This window comes from Aliivibrio sp. S3MY1, assembly GCF_028765575.1.
GTDB lineage: Bacteria > Pseudomonadota > Gammaproteobacteria > Enterobacterales > Vibrionaceae > Aliivibrio.
This window is the reverse complement of record NZ_JARACO010000007.1, coordinates 26,138-49,604: the sequence shown is the minus strand read 5'-3', so window position 1 is coordinate 49,604 and position 23,467 is coordinate 26,138. Positions and strand designations below refer to the sequence as shown.

General features: G+C 39.3%; 20 protein-coding genes and 1 tRNA gene. 14 read left to right on the top strand and 7 right to left on the bottom strand.

The window, feature by feature from the left end; genetic code table 11:
- Window positions 1–10: 10 nt before the first annotated feature.
- Both PVK62_RS06540 and folD read right to left on the bottom strand, forming a co-directional pair.
- The gene (locus tag PVK62_RS06540; RefSeq protein WP_274443481.1) at window positions 11–1,945 is read right to left on the bottom strand and encodes a PrkA family serine protein kinase; all 1,935 of its coding nucleotides are present in this window, start codon (window positions 1,943–1,945) and stop codon (window positions 11–13) included.
- 184 nt (window positions 1,946–2,129) lie between these two features.
- A complete protein-coding gene (gene folD, locus PVK62_RS06535) occupies window positions 2,130–2,987 on the bottom strand; it encodes a bifunctional methylenetetrahydrofolate dehydrogenase/methenyltetrahydrofolate cyclohydrolase FolD (protein WP_105055148.1) in 858 nt (285 codons plus the stop codon).
- 264 nt (window positions 2,988–3,251) lie between these two features.
- On the opposite strand from folD, the gene PVK62_RS06530 reads away from it, so the two are divergent.
- Window positions 3,252–3,328 (top strand) — tRNA-Arg (locus tag PVK62_RS06530).
- 110 nt (window positions 3,329–3,438) lie between these two features.
- Window positions 3,439–4,896 carry a protein adenylyltransferase SelO gene (locus tag PVK62_RS06525; RefSeq protein WP_274443480.1) on the top strand — a complete coding sequence of 486 codons (1,458 nt, stop codon included), beginning with the start codon at window positions 3,439–3,441 and terminating at the stop codon, window positions 4,894–4,896.
- A 156-nt stretch (window positions 4,897–5,052) separates the two neighbouring features.
- On the opposite strand, the gene cspD is transcribed toward PVK62_RS06525, so the two are convergent.
- A complete protein-coding gene (cspD, locus tag PVK62_RS06520; RefSeq protein ID WP_274443479.1) occupies window positions 5,053–5,274 on the bottom strand; it encodes a cold shock domain-containing protein CspD in 222 nt (73 codons plus the stop codon).
- A 394-nt stretch (window positions 5,275–5,668) separates the two neighbouring features.
- Between cspD and clpS the strand changes: the two genes are divergently transcribed.
- Both clpS and clpA read left to right on the top strand, forming a co-directional pair.
- Entirely contained in the window at window positions 5,669–5,989 is a 321-nt protein-coding gene (gene clpS / locus PVK62_RS06515; protein WP_274443478.1) for an ATP-dependent Clp protease adapter ClpS, read from the top strand.
- Window positions 5,990–6,031: 42 nt separating this feature from the next.
- Window positions 6,032–8,287 (top strand): ATP-dependent Clp protease ATP-binding subunit ClpA, encoded by a 2,256-nt coding sequence (clpA, locus tag PVK62_RS06510; protein ID WP_274443477.1) that lies wholly within the window; start codon window positions 6,032–6,034, stop codon window positions 8,285–8,287.
- Window positions 8,288–8,377: 90 nt separating this feature from the next.
- On the opposite strand, the gene infA is transcribed toward clpA, so the two are convergent.
- The 3 genes from infA to aat all read right to left on the bottom strand — a co-directional run bounded on the left by infA (window position 8,378) and on the right by aat (window position 10,094).
- Window positions 8,378–8,596, bottom strand: a complete 219-nt coding sequence (infA, locus tag PVK62_RS06505) for a translation initiation factor IF-1 (protein WP_005420180.1) — start codon at window positions 8,594–8,596, stop codon at window positions 8,378–8,380.
- 89 nt (window positions 8,597–8,685) lie between these two features.
- Complete coding sequence (locus PVK62_RS06500) at window positions 8,686–9,378, bottom strand: arginyltransferase (RefSeq protein ID WP_274443475.1); 693 nt, start codon at window positions 9,376–9,378, stop codon at window positions 8,686–8,688.
- Window positions 9,379–9,383: 5 nt separating this feature from the next.
- Window positions 9,384–10,094 (bottom strand): leucyl/phenylalanyl-tRNA--protein transferase, encoded by a 711-nt coding sequence (aat, locus tag PVK62_RS06495; protein ID WP_274443473.1) that lies wholly within the window; start codon window positions 10,092–10,094, stop codon window positions 9,384–9,386.
- Between the two features lie 197 nt (window positions 10,095–10,291).
- Between aat and aroA the strand changes: the two genes are divergently transcribed.
- The 7 genes from aroA (at window position 10,292) to pyrF (ending at window position 16,886) form a co-directional block, all read left to right on the top strand.
- Window positions 10,292–11,572: a 3-phosphoshikimate 1-carboxyvinyltransferase gene (aroA, locus tag PVK62_RS06490; protein WP_274443472.1), complete on the top strand. Its 1,281-nt coding sequence runs from the start codon at window positions 10,292–10,294 to the stop codon at window positions 11,570–11,572.
- 159 nt (window positions 11,573–11,731) lie between these two features.
- The gene (cmk, locus tag PVK62_RS06485; RefSeq protein ID WP_274443471.1) at window positions 11,732–12,406 is read left to right on the top strand and encodes a (d)CMP kinase; all 675 of its coding nucleotides are present in this window, start codon (window positions 11,732–11,734) and stop codon (window positions 12,404–12,406) included.
- Between the two features lie 96 nt (window positions 12,407–12,502).
- Entirely contained in the window at window positions 12,503–14,176 is a 1,674-nt protein-coding gene (gene rpsA, locus PVK62_RS06480) for a 30S ribosomal protein S1 (protein WP_274443470.1), read from the top strand.
- A 59-nt stretch (window positions 14,177–14,235) separates the two neighbouring features.
- On the top strand, window positions 14,236–14,517 hold the full coding sequence (ihfB, locus tag PVK62_RS06475) for an integration host factor subunit beta (RefSeq protein WP_045102545.1): 282 nt from the start codon (window positions 14,236–14,238) through the stop codon (window positions 14,515–14,517).
- A gap of 133 nt (window positions 14,518–14,650) precedes the next feature.
- A complete protein-coding gene (locus PVK62_RS06470; RefSeq protein WP_274443469.1) occupies window positions 14,651–14,935 on the top strand; it encodes a LapA family protein in 285 nt (94 codons plus the stop codon).
- A 7-nt stretch (window positions 14,936–14,942) separates the two neighbouring features.
- Window positions 14,943–16,112, top strand: a complete 1,170-nt coding sequence (lapB, locus tag PVK62_RS06465) for a lipopolysaccharide assembly protein LapB (protein WP_274443468.1) — start codon at window positions 14,943–14,945, stop codon at window positions 16,110–16,112.
- Window positions 16,113–16,181: 69 nt separating this feature from the next.
- Window positions 16,182–16,886 carry an orotidine-5'-phosphate decarboxylase gene (gene pyrF / locus PVK62_RS06460; RefSeq protein WP_274443467.1) on the top strand — a complete coding sequence of 235 codons (705 nt, stop codon included), beginning with the start codon at window positions 16,182–16,184 and terminating at the stop codon, window positions 16,884–16,886.
- A gap of 247 nt (window positions 16,887–17,133) precedes the next feature.
- On the opposite strand, the gene metG is transcribed toward pyrF, so the two are convergent.
- Window positions 17,134–19,194, bottom strand: a complete 2,061-nt coding sequence (gene metG, locus PVK62_RS06455; protein WP_274443465.1) for a methionine--tRNA ligase — start codon at window positions 19,192–19,194, stop codon at window positions 17,134–17,136.
- 133 nt (window positions 19,195–19,327) lie between these two features.
- On the opposite strand from metG, the gene apbC reads away from it, so the two are divergent.
- The 3 genes from apbC to PVK62_RS06440 all read left to right on the top strand — a co-directional run bounded on the left by apbC (window position 19,328) and on the right by PVK62_RS06440 (window position 23,441).
- Complete coding sequence (gene apbC / locus PVK62_RS06450; RefSeq protein ID WP_274443464.1) at window positions 19,328–20,395, top strand: iron-sulfur cluster carrier protein ApbC; 1,068 nt, start codon at window positions 19,328–19,330, stop codon at window positions 20,393–20,395.
- A 105-nt stretch (window positions 20,396–20,500) separates the two neighbouring features.
- Window positions 20,501–21,148, top strand: coding sequence for a uridine kinase (gene udk / locus PVK62_RS06445; protein WP_122033954.1), 648 nt, complete (start codon window positions 20,501–20,503; stop codon window positions 21,146–21,148).
- A gap of 172 nt (window positions 21,149–21,320) precedes the next feature.
- The gene (locus tag PVK62_RS06440; protein WP_274443463.1) at window positions 21,321–23,441 is read left to right on the top strand and encodes an AsmA family protein; all 2,121 of its coding nucleotides are present in this window, start codon (window positions 21,321–21,323) and stop codon (window positions 23,439–23,441) included.
- Window positions 23,442–23,467 lie beyond the last annotated feature (26 nt).

The following is a 23,467-nucleotide window of genomic DNA, read 5'->3' as shown; positions in this document are numbered from 1 at the left end:
TGTTGTTTACTTATGAAGATTTTCGAACACGTAAATACCATTCTGCTAATAGACGAACTTGCTTTTTGGTGTAGCCTTTTTCCATCATGCGAGCAACGAAGTTATCGTGTTTTTTCTGATCGTCAGTTGAGGTTTTTCCATTGAAGGAGATCACTGGAAGTAAATCTTCAGTATTGGAGAACATTTTTTTCTCGATAACCACTCGAAGTTTTTCGTAACTCGTCCAATTTGGATTTTGGCCATTGTTATTGGCTTTCGCTCTGAGAACAAAGTTAACAATTTCATTTCGAAAATCTTTCGGGTTACTTATCCCTGCGGTTTTTTCAATTTTTTCTAATTCATCATTGAGGGCTGAGCGATCAAACAATTGTCCGGTTTCTGGATCTCTATATTCTTGATCTTGAATCCAAAAGTCGGCATAGGTGACATAGCGGTCAAAGATATTTTGACCATACTCTGAATACGACTCTAAATAAGCGGTTTGGATTTCTTTTCCAATGAATTCGACATATTTAGGGACTAAGAAGCCTTTGACGAATTCGGTATATTTATCAGCAATATCTTGAGCAAATTGTTCTCGTTCGATCTGTTGTTCAATTACATAGAACAGATGAACAGGGTTGGCGGCAACTTCGGTTTGGTCAAAGTTAAATACACGAGATAGGATTTTAAAGGCAAATCGTGTTGAAAGCCCTGACATGCCTTCATCAACTCCTGCAAAATCACGATATTCTTGATAGCTTTTGGCTTTTGGATCGGTGTCTTTGAGTGTTTCTCCATCATAAACGCGCATTTTTGAGAACAGAGATGAATTCTCAGGATCTTTTAGGCGCGAAAGTATCGAGAATTGAGCCAAAATATCTAAGGTACTTGGAGAGCAAGGCGCATGGAATAGATCACTGTGTTCCAATAGCTTTTGGTAGATTTTTACTTCTTCTGATACGCGTAAACAATAAGGAACTTTAACTATGTATACCCTATCTAGAAAGGCCTCATTGTTTTTGTTATTTCTGAACGTTTGCCATTCTGATTCATTTGAGTGAGCCAAAATCATGCCATCAAATGGTAGGGCGGATAAGCCTTCTGTACCATTAAAGTTACCTTCTTGGGTTGCAGTTAGAAGAGGGTGGAGTACTTTAATTGGGGCTTTGAACATCTCTACAAATTCCATTAAGCCTTGATTGGCTTTACAGAGTGATCCTGAATAGCTGTAAGCATCGGGATCATCTTGGGCAAAATGCTCTAACTGACGAATATCGACCTTCCCAACTAATGATGAAATATCTTGGTTGTTCTCATCACCGGGTTCGGTTTTGGCTATCCCGATCTGGTCAAGAATTGAGGGATGAACTTTAATGACTTTAAATTTAGTGATATCACCACCAAACTCATTTAACCGCTTTGCAGCCCAGGGAGACATTATTGAACGAAGGTTACGAGGCTCAATACCATATTCTTTTTTTAGCAGTTCGCCATCTTCTGTTACGTCAAATAAACAGAAGGGATGGTCATTGACGGGACTTTTTTCGCCATTCGCGCTTAGAATATAAATAGGTAATTTTTGCATTAAGCTTTTTAGCTTTTCTGCTAATGATGATTTACCGCCACCTACTGGGCCTAATAGGTAAAGCACTTGTTTACGCTCTTCGAGACCTTGAGCTGCATGTTTTAGGTAAGAAATAATCTGTTCAATAGGCTCTTCCATACCGTAGAAGTCTTTAAATGTCTCATAGCGAGAGATCACTCGGTTGGAAAATATACGGCTAAGTTGAGGGTCAAGAGCAGTGTCGATAACTTCCGGTTCCCCAATAGCCATGAGAAGTCTTTCTGCTGCATTGGCATAAGCACTTTTGTCATTACTACATAAGGACAAGAAATCTTGCAGTGAAATCTCTTCATCTTTTGCCGCTTCATAACGGGCTTGATAGTGGTCAAAAATACTCATATCCATTTCCTCTTGTCATCCATTTTTTTATTAAGCATCTTAAGGTTAGTTACTAAACCCTTATTTTGTCCAAGAAAAAACTGAAAATAGGATGAAATTTAATCAAGAAATGTGGCAGTGCGCAGATATAAAAAAAGCGAGCCTAATAAAGCTCGCTAATTGATATTTTAGTTAATAGTTTATGCTATTTGCAGTGGTATTGTTCACAAGCTAATAAGGTATTTTCAATCAAACTAGCCACTGTCATTGGGCCGACGCCACCAGGAACAGGGGTGATGTAACTTGCTTTTGTTTTTGCTACATCGTATTCAACATCACCAATTAATTTACCTGAATCTAAGCGATTGATGCCGACATCGACCACGACAGCGCCTTCTTTAATCCACTCACCTGGAATGAAGTTTGGTTTACCAACGGCAACCACAACAAGATCGGCTTGACGAATATGGTGTTCAAGATCTTTAGTGAATCGGTGACAAGTTGTAGTCGTACAGCCAGCAAGCAGTAATTCAAGGGTCATTGGGCGACCAACGATGTTTGATGCTCCAACAACAACCGCGTGCATTCCACGTACTTGAATATTGTAACGATCAAGCAGAGTGATAATACCTTTTGGGGTGCATGAACGTAACTTTGGAATACGTTGAGAAAGACGGCCTACATTGTATGGGTGGAAGCCATCGACGTCTTTTTCTGGGTCAATGTGCTCTAAAATTTTGGTGCTGTCCATTCCAGCAGGAAGAGGTAGCTGAACTAAAATACCATCAATTTCTGCATCTTGGTTTAATGTGTCAATAATAGAAAGCAATTCAGCTTCTGTTGTTGTCGTTGGTAAATCATAAGATTTTGAAATAAAGCCGACTTCTTCACAAGCACGGCGCTTGCTTCCAACATAAACTTGAGAGGCTGGATCTTGTCCAACTAATACTACGGCTAGCCCTGGAGCGCGTAATCCGGCTTCTACGCGAGCTTTAACACGAGCCCCAACTTCTGAGCGAACAGTTTGGGAGATAAGTTTTCCATCGATAATTTGAGCGGTCATAATAATCCTATACAAGGGCTTTGACTGATTGACGTTCGTATTGTCTCAGAATTAAATAGTAATAGCTAGACGCAAACGATTGCTTTCTCTGCTTGTGAAATTATAAAAATAACAGTATCCATAAATATGCTAATGAGAATGAAGTTAAAGGCTTATATTTAATCAAACAATAGGCAATCTGCTTTATTTTTCAGCATTCAGCAAGATAATGATAAGAAAAGGATTGATCTGTTTTCGTATATTCGTATAATCCCACCCCATAGAGCGCCCTTAGCTCAGCTGGATAGAGCACCTCCCTTCTAAGGAGGTGGTCGAAGGTTCGAATCCTTCAGGGCGTACCAAATTGGAAAAGCCGCATTAACCTCATGGTTAGTGCGGCTTTTTTCATTTCTGTCATATAATTTATCAATATGCTAGCGTTAGTCCATTGCACCGTTAATGGATTACTCTCATGTCTTTTTGGAATGCCTTTTCAATTACTACCCGTTATTCAGAACTGCCTCGTTGTTTTTTTACTTATGTTCAACCAACGCCACTAGAAAACGCTGATTGGCTTATATGGAACAGTGAATTGGCTATGAGATTTGGTTTACCTGAAATGCCGCAGAATAACCCAGAGCTGTTATCTTCTTTTTCTGGGGAGATTGTGCCGTCTGTTTTTTCACCATTAGCGATGAAATACGCCGGACATCAATTTGGTGGCTATAATCCAGATCTTGGTGATGGACGAGGATTATTACTTGCTGAAATAGCAGATAAAGAAGGAAACTGTTTTGATCTTCATTTAAAAGGAGCAGGGCTAACGCCTTATTCTCGTTCTGGTGATGGCCGTGCAGTATTGCGCTCTACTATTCGTGAATATCTGTGTAGTGAGGCGATGGCAGGGTTGGGCATTCCTACAACAAGAGCATTAGGGATGATGACGAGTGATACACCTGTTTTTAGAGAAGGTTATGAAACAGGAGCCTTACTTATTCGAATGGCTGAGACTCATATTCGATTTGGTCATTTTGAGCATCTGTTTTATTCCAATTTATTGGCAGAGCAGAAATTATTAGCGGATAAAGTGATTGAATGGCATTTTCCTGATTGCTTAAATGAAGAGAAACCATATGTTGCAATGTTCAATGAAATTATAGCTAGAACGGCATATATGATTGCTCAGTGGCAGGCGGTTGGGTTTGCTCATGGAGTTATGAATACGGATAATATGTCGATTATTGGCCAAACCTTTGATTATGGTCCTTTTGGTTTTCTTGATGATTATGAGCCTGGTTACATTTGTAATCATTCTGACTACCAAGGACGCTATGCATTTAATCAACAGCCTAAAATAGGATTATGGAATTTATCTGCACTGGCTCATTCTTTGTCTGCATTGATTGATAAATCAGATTTAGCAGCCTCTTTAGAGCAATACGAAATTCAATTACACGCTTATTTTAGCCAAGCGATGCGGAAAAAATTGGGCCTGCTCTCTAAGCAAGAGGGGGACAGTCGTTTATTTGAATCGATGTTTGAGTTGTTGTCTCAACATTCAGTTGATTACACCCGCTTTATGAGATCCCTATCTTATTTAGATACTCAAGATAAGCAAACGGTGGTGGATTTATTTATAGATAGAGACGCGGCAACGTTATGGATGGACTTTTATTTAATTCGTTGTGAAAGTGAAGCAGAGAATGCCGAGGTGCGTTGTAGAGAGATGAGAAAGGTAAACCCTAAATACATTCTTCGAAACTATTTAGCTCAGCAGGCGATTGATAAGGCTAAAGAGGGGGATTACAGTGACGCTGAGGTATTAGCTATGTTACTAGCGTCGCCATTTGATGAACATCCTGATTTTGAACAGTATGCTTGTTTGCCTCCTGAGTGGGGTAAGAAAATGGAAATTAGTTGTTCCTCATAATCGATAAATAGAGAAGTAAAAAGCGGTTTTATTCGCTGCTTTTTATTTTTTCTTGCTCATCTACAGTATTTATAGCCGTTGGAGTTTTGCTATTACGATAGGTTCAAAAAAGGTGAGTATCATTACTCACCTTTTTGGCTATCACATAAAGTGAAGTTACTTAGCAACTTCTCCCTCAAGTGGTTTTATTTCACTTGCATGAAAGCCTTTTGGTCCTTGATGGATTTCATAGGTAACGGCTTGTCCCGCTTTTAATGTGCGATAGCCATCCATTTCAATTGTAGAATAGTGAGCAAAAATATCACCATCTTCACTTTCAGGACAAATGAAGCCAAACCCTTTGGCGTTATTGAACCATTTTACTGTACCTGTTGCCATGCTATACATCCCTCTGCATTTAATTTACCTAGCATAATGTTTATCAATTAAAAATCTGATTAATTGATAACCACTAATTAGTACACTCTATTAAATCTAAAGAGGGAGTCAAGTGCATTTTGTTTACTTTTGTTACATTTGTGTCTCATCTTACATCTTGAGTTAACAATATTATCAGTAATATCAGGCTGATAAATAAGTTGGTGATAACAAAAAAAACACACTATCCTTTAGTTTGTATCGTCGATTTTGTATTCGATTAAGTAAAAAATAAGTGATAAAGACATGAAAATGACATCTTTTGTTTGATGTCGTTACCGGTCTGGATTAGGCTGAATAATAAGGGGATACTAAAAGGTATCTGGGAATGTTATTTAACTAATCAGTTGGCGACATGAGCAAACCATATGAATGGATTTCTCCTGATTCAGATGTCTTGGAATTGGAGAAAACTGGGTTAAAACCACCAGCAATGTATAAGGTGGTTTTAAATAATGATGATTACACTCCAATGGAGTTTGTTGTCGAAGTTTTAGATAAATTTTTTTCCATGGATTTGGAAAAAGCAACACAATTAATGCTAACAGTGCATTATGAAGGGAAAGCAGTATGTGGGGTTTTTACTGCTGAAGTTGCAGAAACTAAAGTTGCGCAAGTCAATACGTATTCGCGTGATAATGAGCACCCACTGCTGTGTACAATGGAACAAGCGTAAGTTTGTTCGTTACACCATATTTTGGTGTTTTGGGAGGTTCCTATGCTAAATAAAGAATTAGAAGCGAGTTTAAACAGCGCGTTTGCTCGTGCACGAGAAAAGCGTCATGAATTCATGACAGTAGAGCATTTATTATTTGCTCTATTAGAGAACCCATCTGCTCACGAAGCTCTTTTAGCTTGCCATACCGATTTAAAGGTATTGGCAACTGAAATTGATGAATTCATTACACAAACGACACCGTTGATTCCTGTTGATGATGAAAGTCGTGAAACTCAACCTACTTTAAGCTTTCAACGTGTTCTTCAGCGAGCTGTTTTTCATGTTCAATCATCAGGGCGCAGTGAAGTCACTGGTGCAAATGTTCTTGTCGCTATTTTTAGTGAGCAAGAATCGCATGCCGCATACCTCCTTAAAAAGAATGACATTAGCCGATTAGATATTGTTAATTTTATCTCTCACGGTGCTCCTGATCACGGAGATGAAAATAGCAATTCAAATAATGTCGAAACAGCAGTCGAAGCTAATTCCGAAGATCAGTTAGAAAGTTTTGCGACTAACTTAAACCAAGTAGCTAAAAACGGCGGGATTGATCCTCTGATTGGACGAGATCAAGAGCTTGAACGCACAGTTCAAGTATTGTGTCGTCGTCGTAAAAATAACCCATTATTAGTAGGTGAAGCCGGGGTAGGTAAAACAGCCATTGCTGAAGGTCTTGCTTGGCGCATTGTCGAGGGGCAAGTTCCTGATGTCATTAAAGACTGCATCATCTACTCATTAGATATTGGTTCACTGCTTGCTGGCACTAAGTATCGTGGTGATTTTGAAAAACGTTTTAAAGCCATCTTAAAGCAGCTTGAGAATGAAGAGCATGCGGTTTTATTTATTGATGAGATCCATACCATTATCGGTGCCGGAGCGGCTTCGGGTGGTCAAGTTGATGCTGCAAACTTAATTAAACCGTTATTAAGCAGCGGTAAGTTACGCTGTATCGGTTCAACAACTTATCAAGAGCACAGCACTATTTTTGAAAAAGAACGAGCTTTGGCTCGACGCTTCCAAAAGATTGATATTCTAGAACCATCATTGGATGACACTACTAAGATCCTTATTGGACTTAAGAGTAAATACGAAGAGCATCATGAAGTTCGTTATACCAATAAAGCGCTACGAGCTGCGGTAGAGTTGTCTGCTAAGTATATCAATGAACGTCATCTACCAGATAAAGCCATTGATGTAATTGATGAAGCTGGAGCTCGCTGTCGTTTAATGCCAGCAAGTCGTCGAAAGAAAACCATCAATGTTGCTGATATTGAATCGATGGTGGCTAAGATGGCACGGATCCCTGAAAAATCAATATCTACTAGTGATAAAGATGTACTGAAAAAACTGGATACGAAGCTTAAAATGTTAGTGTTTGGGCAAGACCAAGGCATTGATGTGTTATGTGAAGCCATTAAGCTAAGTCGAGCAGGTTTAGGTGCGGATAATAAGCCAGTTGGTTCATTCTTGTTTGCTGGACCTACAGGGGTTGGTAAAACAGAAGTAACGGTTCAATTAGCAAAAGCACTTGGAATTGAACTTCTTCGTTTTGATATGTCTGAATATGGAGAGCGCCATACAGTAAGTCGTTTGATCGGTGCTCCTCCAGGCTATGTTGGTTATGAGCAAGGTGGCCTACTAACCGATGCCGTGATTAAACACCCTCATTCTGTGGTTTTACTTGATGAGCTAGAAAAAGCACATCCAGATGTTTTTAACTTACTACTTCAAATTATGGATAATGGTACGCTGACTGATAATAATGGTCGTAAAGCAGATTTCCGTAATGTGGTTTTTGTTATGACAACCAATGCCGGGGTTCAAGAAACGGTGAAGAAATCGATTGGTCTGATTCAACAAGATCATAGTACTGATGCAATGGCAGCGATTAAAAAAATCTTTACGCCTGAATTTAGAAACCGTTTAGATAACATTATTTGGTTCGAACATTTAAGCAAAGATGTGATATCTCTTGTTGTTGATAAGTTCATTGTTGAATTGCAAGTGCAGTTAGATGCACGCGGTGTATCAATGGAAGTATCAAAAGAAGCGAAAGAATGGCTTGCAGAGAAAGGCTATGATAAAGCAATGGGAGCACGTCCAATGGCTCGAGTTATTCAAGAGAGCCTGAAAAAACCAATGGCCAATGAATTGTTATTTGGTGAGTTAGTTAATGGTGGTACGGTTCGAGTTAAACTGAATAAAGGCGGAGAGCTTGCTTTTGAGTTTACCAGTGAAGCAGAAGCTGTGCATTAATTGATACATGTTTAAATAATAAAAAACCCAGTCATTGACTGGGTTTTTTTATTATTATTTATAGCAAACTAATTTGCTAAAAATGACAAATTAACGAGCACGGAAGACAATACGGCCTTTAGATAAATCGTAAGGAGTCATTTCAACTGTTACTTTGTCACCAGTAAGAATACGGATGTAGTTTTTACGCATTTTACCTGAGATATGAGCAGTAACAACGTGACCGTTTTCTAATTCTACGCGGAACATTGTGTTTGGTAGAGTATCTAGAACCGTGCCTTGCAGCTCAATTGCGTCTTCTTTTGCCATTGAATCCTCTTTATATAGATAGCTTTGGCTGATTTTCAAGCGGCCAATAATGCCCTTAAAAATGATGTATGTAAAGTTTGGTGGGCATTTTACCCTCGCCAGACCATATTTACTAGCTTTTGGTTAGGTTTATATCGATCTTTATATTTCATGGCTGGACAATCGTCTATTTGATAACCAGGGTAAAGCCAGTTTTTTTGTAATTGTTTACATAATTTTAGTTGAATTAAAATAGAAACACTTCCTAGAGATAACAGATGCTCTGGCTCAAAAAACGTATACATAGCGCTGACGGAGTCAACTAAGATATCGGTTACTGCGATTGCTATAAGAACATTATTTTCATAAATATGAAGAAAATGGCTAGGTAACCATTCTGCTTGAGAAAATTCAAAAAATTGTTCTTTATTCGCAGGAAACATACTGCCTGAACGGTGGCGAGCGGTTATATATCGTTCATATAATGCGAACCATTCATCATCCATCTCTGTTTTTATTTCCCAAGTAAACGCAGACAATTTATTTAAAATTCGTTTTTGACTTTTACTTGGTGAGAACTCTTCTGCATCAATTCGTAAAGGTTGACACGCACTACAAGCATTACACATAGGTTTATAAATAGTAGAGCCACTACGTCTAAATCCAAGGCGAATTAATGTTTGATAACCCATAGGCGAATACAGCTCTTGATCCATTGCGACAGCTAGGCGTTCTTGCTGGTCAGGAAGATAGCTGCAAGGGCCTTCGGAGGTTAATCCAACTTCAAGAGAGAATGGACTCATGGTGATTATTTAGCCTCTAATAATTGTGGTAGATAGCAATTTGATGCTACCTGAGTATTTGCAAGTTTGCCCAGTGTGATCTTAAAGTCCGATCGTTTCATTTCTATCGCTCCCAGGCTTTCCAGGTGAGGGTTCATCATTTGACAGTCAATTAATTTTCCTCCAGCGTTAACGAAGTGTTCGCAAAATAACCATAACGCAATCTTAGAGGCGTTTGCTTGTAATGAAAACATAGATTCACCACAAAATACTTGGCCGATCTGGAGACCATACAGTCCACCAATAAGCTCATTATTACACCAGACTTCGACAGAATGACAAATACCCAATGCTGCGAGCTGCTTATAGGCGTGGATCATTTCAGGCATGATCCACGTCTCTTCTGCACTTCTAGTGGATGAACAAAGTTCAATCACTTGAGCTGTTGATTTGTTTATGGTGACTTCATAGTTTGATTTTCGAAAAAACTTTTTTAAACTCTTCGACGGTGTAAATTGATCTGGTAAAAAAACACCTCGAATACTTGGGCTCCACCATAAAATAGGATCGCCATTACTATACCAAGGGAAAATACCATGTTGGTAAGCATTGAGTAGACGAACTGAGGATAAGTCCCCCCCCATTGCAAGTAATCCATCAGGATCATTTAATGCACTTTCGATGACAGGGAAAGGGCTTGTATCATTTGAATCAAGTTGGGGTAAATAAATAGTCATAAGTAAAAGAAATAAGTATTCATTATTTTTAAGTAAAGAGACGACATTGGCTCTGGTACAACGCTTTGGTTTTCGTTACTCTGAAAGTATGAAGAATAACAAAAAATAACAATGAAAGCTGAAACAGCTATGCAATCATGAGGTGAAATACCGAGCGTAGCATTATTATTTATTTGTATAGGAATTTTTACATAAACATGGAAAGCTTAACTCTTCAACCAATTTCAAAAATTGATGGTCAAATAAATCTACCTGGCTCAAAAAGTGTTTCAAATCGAGCATTATTACTTGCCGCATTAGCTTCAGGGAAAACAACACTTACCAACCTACTTGATAGTGATGATATTCGTCACATGCTTAATGCATTAAAGTCATTAGGGGTGAAATATAATTTATCCGAAGATAAAACAGTGTGTGAAGTTATTGGCTTAGGCCATGCCTTTGAGTCAACTGAAGCTTTGGAACTCTTTCTTGGTAATGCAGGAACAGCAATGCGACCATTAGCCGCTGCATTATGCCTTGGTAAAGGGGAGTTCGTTCTTACTGGCGAACCTCGCATGAAAGAGCGTCCCATTGGTCATTTAGTTTCCGCATTAAAAGCGGCGGGCGCTGATGTTGAATATTTAGAAAATGAAAACTACCCACCATTAAAAATTAAAGGGACAGGATTAAAAGGCGGAACGGTAGAAATCGATGGTTCTATCTCAAGTCAATTTTTAACCGCTTTTTTAATGGCTGCACCATTATCAACTCAAGATACTACGATTAATATTGTGGGTGATTTAGTCTCTAAACCATACATTGATATTACATTAGATATAATGGCAACGTTTGGAGTTAAGATTGATAATCAAAACTATCAAACCTTTGTTGTACCTGCTAATCAAACGTATGTCGCGCCGGGGGATTTTCTTGTTGAAGGTGATGCATCGTCAGCGTCTTATTTCTTAGCGGCGGCAGCCATTAAAGGTGGTTCAGTTAAAGTCACGGGAATTGGCAAAAAAAGCATTCAAGGCGATGTTCAGTTTTCTGATGCGTTAGCGGCTATGGGGGCTGAGATTGAATGGGGTGATGATTATGTTATTGCCAGCAAAGGAGAGCTAAAAGCTATTGATATGGATTTTAACCATATTCCTGATGCCGCGATGACAATAGCGACCGCAGCGTTATTCGCAGAGGGTACGACCTCTATTCGCAATGTATATAACTGGCGTGTAAAAGAAACCGATCGCTTAGCGGCGATGGCGACAGAATTAAGAAAAGTGGGTGCAGAAGTTGAGGAAGGTGAGGATTACATTACGATAACGCCACCGACATCATTAAAGCATGCAGCAATAGATACTTATGATGATCACCGTATGGCGATGTGTTTTTCTCTTGTGGCATTGAGCGATACGCCAGTGACGATTAATGATCCTGGTTGTACATCAAAAACGTTCCCTGATTATTTTGATAAATTAAAAGAGTTAAGTGTGTAATTTTTGATTTACAAATAAGAGTACGATTTTATTGACATAAGCCCTGTATAAAAAGATACAGGGCTTTTTTAGTTTTTGGCTATCTAGAGTATATAAATAATCTGACTTGGGTATAATGCGCCCGTAGAAACCAATCACAATAAATAATTGGAGAACTCCATGACAACTCATTCACCAGTCGTTACTGTTGATGGTCCAAGTGGAGCAGGTAAAGGCACGTTGTGCATGTTACTTGCAGAAAAGCTAGGTTATAACTTATTAGATTCTGGTGCGATTTATCGCGTGTTAGCATTAGCTGCAATCCACCATGGCGTTGATTTAGGTTCAGAAGAGGCACTTGTTCCTCTTGCTGCAAATCTCGATGTGCAATTTAAAGCCGAAGGTGATTTAGTAAAAGTCATTTTAGAAGGCGAAGATGTCTCTTCTGAGCTTCGTAAAGAAGAGACCGGGATGGCTGCCTCAAAAGTAGCAGCATTACCACAGGTTCGTGAAGCTTTATTGCGTCGTCAAAGAGCCTTTGCTTCAGCTCCTGGTCTTGTTGCTGATGGCCGAGATATGGGAACGGTCGTATTTACGGGCGCAGAAGTTAAGATATTTTTAGATGCAAGTGCTGAAGAACGAGCGAATCGCCGAATGAAGCAGTTGCAACAGAAAGGGTTAAATGTTAGATTTGACCGTCTTTTAGGCGAAATTCAAGAACGTGATGATCGAGACCGCAATAGAGCTGTCGCGCCATTACGTCCTGCTGAAGACGCTTTAGTATTAGATTCAACGTCAATGAATATTGAAGAAGTAGTTGCTCAAGCTATTGCTTTTATTGAATCTAAGCTATAATTAAAAACTTAGTTAGTTGCAAGGATGATAACTAACCTTACTATCAACCCCATGCGGTAGGATACCCATGGACGTTTAATATTGAAGATCAAATTAATGACTGAATCTTTTGCTCAACTCTTTGAAGAGTTTCTATCTGAAACTGAATTCCAACAAGGCAGCATCGTTAAAGGTACTGTAGTAGCTATCGAGAACGGTTTCGTTCTTGTTGACGCTGGCCTTAAGTCTGAAGCAGCAATTCCAGCTGAACAATTCAAGAACGCTGCTGGCGAACTTGAAGTTGAAGTTGGTTCTGAAGTAGACGTTGCTCTTGACGCTGTTGAAGATGGTTTCGGTGAAACTCAACTTTCTCGTGAGAAAGCGAAGCGTCACGAAGCTTGGATCCAACTTGAAAAAGCATACGAAGATGCTGAAACAGTTATGGGTGTTATCAACGGTAAAGTTAAAGGCGGCTTCACAGTTGAACTTAACGGTATCCGTGCATTCCTACCTGGTTCTCTTGTTGATGTACGTCCAGTACGCGACACTCTGCACCTTGAAGGCAAAGAGCTAGAGTTCAAAGTAATCAAACTTGACCAAAAGCGTAACAACGTTGTTGTTTCACGTCGTGCTGTTATCGAATCTGAAAACAGTGTTGAGCGTGACGAGTTACTTGCTTCTCTACAAGAAGGCATGGAAGTTAAAGGTATCGTTAAGAACCTTACTGACTACGGTGCATTCGTTGATCTAGGTGGCGTTGACGGTCTACTACACATCACAGATATGGCTTGGAAGCGTGTTAAGCACCCATCTGAGATCGTAAATGTTGGTGACGAGATCAATGTTAAAGTTCTTAAGTTCGATCGTGAGCGCACTCGTGTTTCTCTAGGTCTTAAGCAACTTGGCGAAGATCCATGGGTAGCTATCGCTAAGCGTTACCCAGAAGGTCACAAACTTTCTGGTCGTGTTACTAACCTAACTGACTACGGCTGCTTCGTTGAAATCGAAGAAGGCGTTGAAGGTCTAGTACACGTTTCTGAAATGGATTGGACTAACAAGAACATCCACCCTTCTAAAGTTGTTAATGTAGGCGACGAAGTTGAGGTTATGGTTCTTGAGATTGACGAAGAACGTCGTCGTATCTCTCTAGGTCTTAAGCAATGTAAAGCTAACCCATGGCAGACATTCGCTGAAGCGCAAGCTAAAGGCGACCACGTTACTGGTAAGATCAAATCTATCACTGACTTTGGTATCTTCATCGGTCTTGACGGCGGCATCGACGGTCTAGTTCACCTATCTGACATTTCTTGGAATGCTACAGGTGAAGACGCGGTACGTGAGTACAAGAAAGGCGACGAAATCTCTGCTGTAGTTCTAGCAGTAGATGCAGAGCGTGAGCGTATTTCTCTAGGTGTTAAACAAATGGAAGAAGACCCATTTAACAACTACCTAGCAGACAACAAGAAAGGTACTCTAGTAAACGGTACTGTTTCAGCTGTTGACGCTAAAGGCGCTACAATCACTCTTGCAGACAGCGTAGAAGGTTACATCCGTACTTCTGAGCTTTCTCGTGACCGTATTGAAGATGCATCTTTAATCTTAAGCGTTGGCGATAGCGTTGAAGCGAAGTTCACTGGTGTAGACCGTAAGAACCGCGTAGTTAACCTATCTATCAAAGCTAAAGATGAAGCTGACGAGCAAGAAGCAATGGCTTCACTGAACACTAAGTCTGAAGACGGTGGTTTCGGTAACGCTATGGCTGATGCTTTCAAAGCTGCTAAAGGCGAATAAGTAAATTTAAAGGGAGCGTAATGCTCCCTTTTCTTTCGATAACGTAGGAGAGGTCATTTATGACAAAATCTGAACTGATTGAACAACTGTGTAGTAAAAAGCCTCAACTTTCTGCTAAGCAGGTTGAAGATACAGTCAAGGAAATCCTTGAACAGATGGCAACAACGCTAGAGGGCGGGGATCGTATAGAGATTCGTGGTTTTGGTAGTTTTTCTCTACACTATCGAGAGCCTCGTTTAGGTCGTAATCCAAAAACTGGTGATAAAGTTGAATTGGACGGTAAATTCGTTCCTCACTTTAAACCAGGTAAAGAACTGCGTGAACGTGTGAATTTCAGCTAATGTGAATTGGCATATAAAAACGGCATACTTTTTAGTATGCCGTTTTTTTATGTTCATTTTCAGTGCGTTTAGGTGTATCTTTAGATCTGTAAAATAAGATACTTTGGATATTCATTAACTGGAGGAAATACCAGTGAAAATTGTTGTTGCTGTTTTATTGATTATTTTATTTTTGATTTCATTAGCTGTGGGTGCACAGAATCAGATTATTGTAAATTTTAATTACTTATTAGCTCAAGGTGATTTCCAATTATCTACTTTACTTGGTATTTTCTTTGCGACTGGTTTTGGCCTCGGTTGGTTGATTTGCGGAAGTATGTATTTAAAAGTAAGTATGACTCAGCGCCGTTTACGTAAACGTCTTGAAAAGAAAACGCTTGAGTTGGATAAATTACGTTTAGATTCAACAAAAGGGTAATAACTGAATGTTAGAGTTGCTATTCCTATTATTACCTATTGCAGCTGGATATGGCTGGTATATGGGTAATAGGAGTGCGAGACAACAACGTCAAAGAGATACTAATCACCTGTCACGTCAATATGTGGCGGGCTTGAATTTATTGCTTTCTGACCAATCAGATAAAGCGGTAGATCACTTCATCGAACTACTCCAAGTTGATAGCGATACGATTGATACTCACCTTGCGCTAGGTAATCTTTTTAGAAGCCGAGGAGAGGTCGATCGAGCCATTAAGATTCACCAAAACCTTATTGCTCGTCCAAACCTAACGTTAGACCAACGTAATATCGCTCTACAGCAATTAGCCAAAGATTATATGGTTGCTGGTATTCTCGATCGAGCTGAAAAAATATTTGAGCAATTGATCGATGAACCGGATCATAGAGAAGCTGCTTTATTGCAACTTGTCGCTATTCATCAACAAACTCGTGAATGGGAACAAGCCATTACCTTTGCTAACAGTTTAGTCAAAATGGGTAAGAAAAAGCTAAAACCTGATATAGCTCACTACTACTGTGAATTAGCAATGCAAGAACTCGCAGAGAGTAACCTAAACAAAGCCAAACAGAATTTAAAAAAAGCATTATCTGTTGATAATCAATGTGTACGTGCATCAATTATGATGGCTAAGTTACTCATAGAAGAAGAAAATTATAAAGGCGCTGCAAGCCAGTTAGAGTCGGTATTAGATCAAGATATCGACTTCATAAGTGAAGCGTTGCCGCTATTAGCTGAGTGCTATGAACATCTAGATAGAGAAGGCTCACTGCTTAACTTCTTAAAAGAAGCTATTGCAAAAGGGGCTGGAGCAAGTGCAGAGCTTATGTTTTCTAATTTAATCGCTAAGCACGAAGGCACGGCGTTAGCACAAAGTTATATGACCAAGCAGCTTCTTAAAAATCCAACAATGAAAGGCTTCTATCGTCTGATGGGCTATCATGTTGATGACGCTGAAGATGGTCGAGCAAAAGCAAGCCTAGCAAGTTTACAAAACTTGGTAGGGGAACAACTAAAAATGAAGCCAAATTATCGCTGTGTTAAGTGTGGTTTCTCTGCTCATCGATTGTTTTGGCAATGTCCTTCTTGTAAAGGATGGGGCGTTATTAAGCCTATTAAAGGTTTAGATGGTGAATAATTAAGAGGCGCAATTTGTGCCTCTTTTTTTAAATAAAATGTAAGTAGATTAATTTCCCAAGGAGAGAAAATGAAAGACCAAAAGGTGATTGTGGCATTGGATTATGACAATCAAGCAGACGCATTAGCATTTGTTGATAAAATTAATCCTAGCTCTTGCCGACTAAAAGTAGGCAAAGAGATGTTTACTTTATTTGGCCCTGAGTTTGTAAAAGAGCTTCATAAGCGTGGTTTTTCTGTTTTTCTAGATTTAAAGTTTCATGATATTCCGAATACATGTTCAAAAGCGGTGCGTGCTGCTGCTGAAATGGGTGTATGGATGGTTAATGTTCACGCGAGTGGCGGTGAGCGTATGATGACGGCATCACGTGAGATTTTAGAACCGTATGGTAAAGATCGACCATTACTTATTGGTGTAACAGTACTGACAAGTATGGAGCAACAAGATTTGGCGGGTATTGGTTTAGATATTGCGCCACAAGAACAAGTGAAACGTCTTGCTGCATTGACGAAGAATAGTGGTTTAGATGGCGTTGTATGTTCAGCACAAGAAGCATCAATGTTAAAAGCAGATCTAGGTAAAGAATTTAAATTGGTGACTCCTGGTATTCGTCCTGCTGGCTCTGCTGTAGGTGATCAAAAACGAATTATGACACCGGTAGATGCAATGATTTCAGGTTCTGATTATTTAGTGATAGGCCGCCCGATCACACAAGCTGAGAATCCATTACAAGTATTAAATGAGATTAATCTTTCTTTAGCGTCTGTTTTATAAGTTTGTAATCACCTATAAATAGATAAAAAAATAGAGACCATTTGGTCTCTATTTTTGTTTGTAAGTTATACCAATCACAGTAAGTAAGTGATCAGAAATAGCGCAGGAAAAATGATTGAGAACAAGGCGAAATTTTTCGATAAGTAGTTATTCTACAATCAAAAATTTCAACGCAGTTATCGAGCATTTTAACTAGCTAGGATGAGCAGTTATTTACTACGATTGGTATTATCTTTTAGAAAAAGAATTACATTACGCGCATACCAGGTTGAGCGCCGTCGTGTGGCTCAAGGATCCAAAGATCTTTACCACCAGGGCCTGCAGCTAGGATCATGCCTTCAGACATACCAAACTTCATCTTACGAGGTTTAAGGTTAGCAACCATAACAGTTAGCTTGCCTTCTAGTTCTTCAGGTTTGTATGCTGATTTAATTCCAGAGAATACTTGACGAGTTTCACCGCCGATGTCCAATTGGAATTTAAGCAGTTTATTTGCCTTTGGAACTTCTTCACAAGAGATAATACGAGCAATACGCATATCAACCGCTTCGAACGCATCGAATTCAATCTCATCCGCGATTGGTTCTTTGTCTAGTTCCGTTTGGCTTGCTTTTTCTTTGTCCGCTTCCGCTTTCTCTTTTGCTGCCATTTCAATAGCTGCATCTGCTTTTGAAGCTTCAACCATTGCTTCTACTTTCTTAGGATCAATACGAGCAAATAGTGCTTTGAACTTAGTGATCTCATGAGACGTTAGTGGTTGTGCAATGCCTTCCCACGTCAGTGTTTCATTTAAGAAAGCTTCAGTACGTGCAGCAAGCTCTGGCATTACAGGTTTTAGGTAAGCCATTAATACGCGGAACAGGTTAATACCAACAGAAGCGACTTCTTGTAGCTCTTGTTCTTTACCTTCTTCTTTTGCAAGAACCCAAGGTGCTTTTTCGTCAATGTACTGGTTTGCTTTATCAGCAAGCGCGGTAATTTCACGAATAGCACGACTAAATTCACGCGTTTCGTATAGCTCAGCAATGCGACCTTCAGCAGCAACGAATTCGTTGTAAAGTTCAGGAGCAACGAAGTTATCAGAAAGTTTGCCATCAAAACGTTTAGTAATGAAACCAGCGTTACGAGAAGCGAGGTTAACAATCTTATTAACGACATCAGAGTTTACACGTTGAGTGAAATCTTCAAGGTTTAAATCAAGATCATCAATACGGCTGTTAAGTTTAGCGGCGTAGTAATAACGTAAACACTCAGGATCTAAGTGATTTAAGTAAGTACCTGCTTTAATGAATGTGCCTTTTGATTTAGACATTTTTGCGCCATTCACAGTAACGTAACCATGAACAAATACATTGTTTGGCTTACGGAAACCTGAGCCTTCTAGCATTGCAGGCCAGAATAGGCTGTGGAAGTAAACAATGTCTTTACCAATGAAGTGGTAAAGCTCTGTGGTGCTGTCTTTCTTCCAGTACTCATCAAAGTTTAGATCGTCACGCTTGTTACAAAGGTTTTTGAATGAACCCATGTAGCCAATTGGGGCATCTAGCCAAACGTAGAAGAACTTGTTAGTTTCACCTGGGATTTCAAAACCAAAATAAGGCGCATCACGAGAGATGTCCCATTGTTGTAAACCAGATTCAAACCATTCTTGCATTTTATTTGCAGTTTCAGTTTGAAGAGAGCCAGAACGAGTCCACTCTTTTAGCATGCTTTCAAATTGAGGCAAGTCAAAGAAGAAATGCTCTGAATCTTTCATCACAGGTGTTGCGCCTGAAACGGCTGATTTAGGATTGATTAAATCAGTAGGGCTGTACGTTTCGCCACAGTTATCACAGTTGTCACCGTATTGCTCTTCTGATTTACATTTCGGGCATGTGCCTTTTACAAAACGGTCAGGTAAGAACATCTCTTTTTCAGGGTCAAATAACTGAGAGATAGTACGACTAGTAATAAAACCGTTCTTTTTTAGCTCTAGGTAGATATGAGAGGCTAGTTCACGGTTCTCATCACTGTGTGTGCTGTGATAGTTATCAAAGCTAATGTCAAAGCCTGAAAAATCTTTTTGATGCTCTTCGCTAACTGCTGCAATCATTTCTTCAGGAGTAATACCCATCTGTTGAGCTTTAAGCATGATTGGTGTGCCATGAGCGTCATCTGCACAAATAAAGTTAACGTTGTTGCCGCGTAAACGTTGGTAACGAACCCAGATATCCGCTTGGATATGCTCAAGCATATGACCTAGGTGGATTGAACCGTTTGCATACGGTAGAGCACATGTAACCAGAATTTTTCTCGGATCTGTAGCCATATCTTCTCTTTCGCTTAATGTGATGGGTGAAAATTTTAAGAGATAAATAGTACCTGAAGCGAGCTAGAAAGCATAGAGGATCAAGGGTTCAATTAGTGATAGGATGGGTAAAAATAGATGAGGAGTTGCTAAGATGGCATTTACAACGATGGCAGAGATTAAAAATTGGTTAAATGAATTTACGCACCCACAACTTTGTGAGGGTTGGGCTGAGATCCCTAATATGGTTTCAATCGCGGCAACAGGGGTGATTACAGTAACATTACCTTTTGTTTCTGACTCAATTAAGCAGGAATTACTCTCTTGGGTGAAATCACAAAAAGTAATCTTAGCGACACCGTCATTATCCGTCGTAATTGTCATGAAACCTGCGACTTTAAAAACAAATAAACCGGCAGTGAAAGGCGTTAAAAATATTATTGCAGTAAGCTCTGGTAAAGGTGGGGTGGGTAAATCAACGACGGCGGTTAACTTAGCATTAGCACTCCAACATCTAGGCGCGAGAGTTGGGATTTTAGATGCTGATATTTATGGGCCATCTGTACCTCTAATGTTGGGTGTTGAAGATAGAAAACCAAACATTGTTGATAATAATCGAATGATGCCAGTTGAAGCTCATGGTCTCTATAGTAACTCAATTGGTTATTTAGTAGATAAAGCAGAAGCGGCAGTATGGCGTGGTCCAATGGCCTCTAAAGCCTTATCACAGTTGGTGAATGAAACCTTATGGCCTGACTTGGATTATTTAGTCATTGATATGCCACCTGGTACTGGTGACATTCAATTAACCCTGTCGCAGCAAATCCCGACAACGGGAGCATTGATTGTCACGACTCCTCAAGATCTCGCGTTAATGGATGCAATCAAAGGGGTTAATATGTTTACTAAAGTGGATATTCCCGTGATTGGTGTGGTTGAAAATATGAGTGTGCATATTTGTTCTCAATGTGGGCATGAAGAAGCAATCTTTGGGACTGGCGGTGCAGAATCAATGGCGAAACATTATGCGATTCCATTATTAGGTAAGCTTCCTTTACATATTGATATTCGAAGTGAAACGGATTCTGGGACGCCAAGTGTGGCTTCCAATGTGACAAGTGCCCACAGTCAGCTCTATATTCAGTTAGCAGAGCAGGTGTCTAGCCGATTATATTGGCAAGGAGAGGTCATTGTTGACCAAATAATGTTCAAGTCATTATAGTGTCAAAGTTAAGTGTAATTATCGGTGGAAAGTGTAGTTCGTAATCCCTATAATTAGGCGGTTTTATTTTAATCACCGCATCTCGCACACTTTTAGGTATCTTTTATGTCAGAGAACAGTAATCAAAACTGTATTATCGTAGGTATTGCAGGGGCATCAGCTTCAGGTAAGAGTTTGATCGCTTCGACTATTTATAATGAACTACGAGCAAAAGTTGGCGATCATCAAATTGGTGTAATAACTGAAGACAGTTACTACAAGGACCAAAGCCACCTGACCATGGAAGAAAGAGTCAAAACAAATTACGATCACCCAAGCGCACTTGATCACGAATTACTTTGTGAGCATCTTGAACAGCTTATGCGTGGTGAAGCGGTTGATATTCCAACCTACAGCTATACAGAGCATACTCGCACTTCTGAAGTCGATGTGATGACTCCTAAAAAAGTGATCATCCTAGAGGGTATTCTACTTTTAACTGATCCGCGTTTACGTAATTTAATGCACGCAAGTGTGTTTATGGATACGCCATTAGATATTTGTTTGTTACGCCGCGCTAAGCGTGATGTAGAAGAACGTGGCCGTACAATGGAATCGGTATTCCAGCAATACCAGAAAACAGTACGCCCAATGTTTATGCAATTTATTGATCCATCAAAACAACATGCAGATATCATTGTTCCACGCGGTGGTAAAAACAGAATTGCGATTGATGTATTGAAAGCTCATATTTCACGCTTACTAAAAGCGTAATATAGTGATTTTTAAAGAGGTCAACGTCATTGTTGGCCTTTTTTTTGTCTGCTTTCTGTCACTTTGAAATATTTAGGTATATAACTATAGATAACCGTATGTTTTTTATGTCTAACTAATGGCATAAAAAACACTATTTTAACCCTTTAAATACAATAGATGGATTTTGGTCGTGAAAAAAATAGCCTTATTAATTAGCATTCCGTTTATCGCAGTCATCGTTGCATTTTTTGTGCTAGTGCTGCTTGTGAATCCCAATGACTTCAAACCGCTGATAAAAGAGCAGGTAGAAGCGCAGACTGGTCGTCAGTTAACCATTGATGGCGATATCGACTGGCGTTTTTTTCCAACGATTGGCTTCTCTATTGGTGAGGTCGCTCTAAGTAATCCAGATGGCTTCGCTACTCCTGATCTTGTGAAGTTTAATAATGCGGTTTTAGATCTTAATGTGCGTCCATTGCTCCAACATGAAATTAATATTGGATTAGTGACTCTAGATGGTGCCTCTTTTACTTTGCATACCTTAAAAAATGGGGTGAGTAACCTTGATAACATTGGGCCGGAAAAAGTAAAAGATGCTACCGCGGAAGTAATACCAACAGAAACGGTTAGCGCTGAAAATACCAAACCGAGCGCGCAGCTTAATGATTGGAAGCTGACTTTAGACGGTATTGCATTAACCAATGCGAAAGTGCTTATTCAAGATGATAAAGCAGGCACTAAAATGTATTTTAGTGATATGAATTTGTCATTATCTCAGTTCAGTCCTGGTGAGTGGGCAACGTTATCTTTTAATTTAAAAGGAGACTTAGGCCAGCAAAAAGTGGCGCTAGACGGTAAGACTGAGTTAAATATTGCCGCTACATTAGATGCGGCGTCATTAAAACAGACTGAGTTTACTGCTTCTTATTCTGATGCATCAAATAAATTTAAAGATATCACATTCAGCATTGATCAATTCTCTTTTGATGAGTGGGCGAACATTCGTTTAAAGGCGGCGGGTAAGGCTAATGCACTTCAAGTAAGTTCAAACTCTACATTTGCATTATATGTTCCAAAAGCATTAGACGTTGTTCAAGTTAAAGACTTTTCAAGTACAAATAATGTGAAGGGAAAAGGGATACCAAATGAAGATGTTACGGCCGTTATTGGTTTTAACAGCTCATTTGATTTAAATAAATCGTATTTAAAGATTGAAAAATTGGCTCTGTCAGCGGTAGATACTGATTTTAATGGCAAGATGAGCGTTCAGTTAAACGATATTCCTAAGGTACGTTTTGAATTGCAGAGTCCAAATGTTGATGTTGATGCATTATTAGCAACCTTACCTCAAAGTGAAGCAACAGCAACTGAAAAAACAACAAACAGTAATAAAAAAGTATCAGCGAGTAAGGCGAAAGAAGTGGAACCTGATTTAAGTGCATTAAAAACACTTGATGTGGCAGGCTCGGTTGTTATTGATAAATTTAAGGCAAATAATGCCAAGATGCAAAATGTAACCTCGGTATTTTCAGTTAATCGTGGGGTGTTAAAACTGACGAAATTCCACTCTGATCTATACGATGGTGCTATTGATATGACTGCGACCTTGGATGCTCGTAAAACCACGCCCACGTATAGTATTAAGCAATCAATCAAAGGGGTACAAGTTGCTCCTTTACTGACAGATGTTATGGGTGAAAGCCTCATTGAAGGCAATGGTAATATGGCACTGAATGTTTCAGGTAAGAGCTTAAAACCAAGTGCCTTAAAAGAAAACCTTAAAGGTAAAGCATCAATTAATTTTGCCGATGGTGCTGTTAATGGCATTAATATTCCATTATTGATCCGCACGACCTATGCAAAGATTAAAGGTGAAAAAGTTAAGGGCAGTGAAGAAGCTGAGAAAACAGATTTTAGCGCGTTAACGGCGGACTTTTATTTATCAAAAGGTAACGCAACGACGAAAAATATTAAAATGATATCCCCATTACTGCGTATTCATGGTAACGGTTCTGCTGATTACGTTCATGAAACGGCGAACATGCTAATTAAAACATCAATTGTTGGCACATTAAAAGGCCAGGGCGGTAAAGACATTGATGATCTAAAAGACATAACCATACCAATTAGAATTACTGGGCCATGGGCTAAGCCAAAATATAAGCTTGAATTTGATGATGTTCTGCAACAGAAAGCCAAGAAAGAAATTGATCGTGGTATAGAAAAACTTGAAGAGAAGTATGGTGATAAAATTAAGGATGAAAAAGTAAAAGAAGCAGCAAATAAACTGCTGAAAGGACTTTTTAATTAATTTACCGTAATAATAACAGTTAAAAA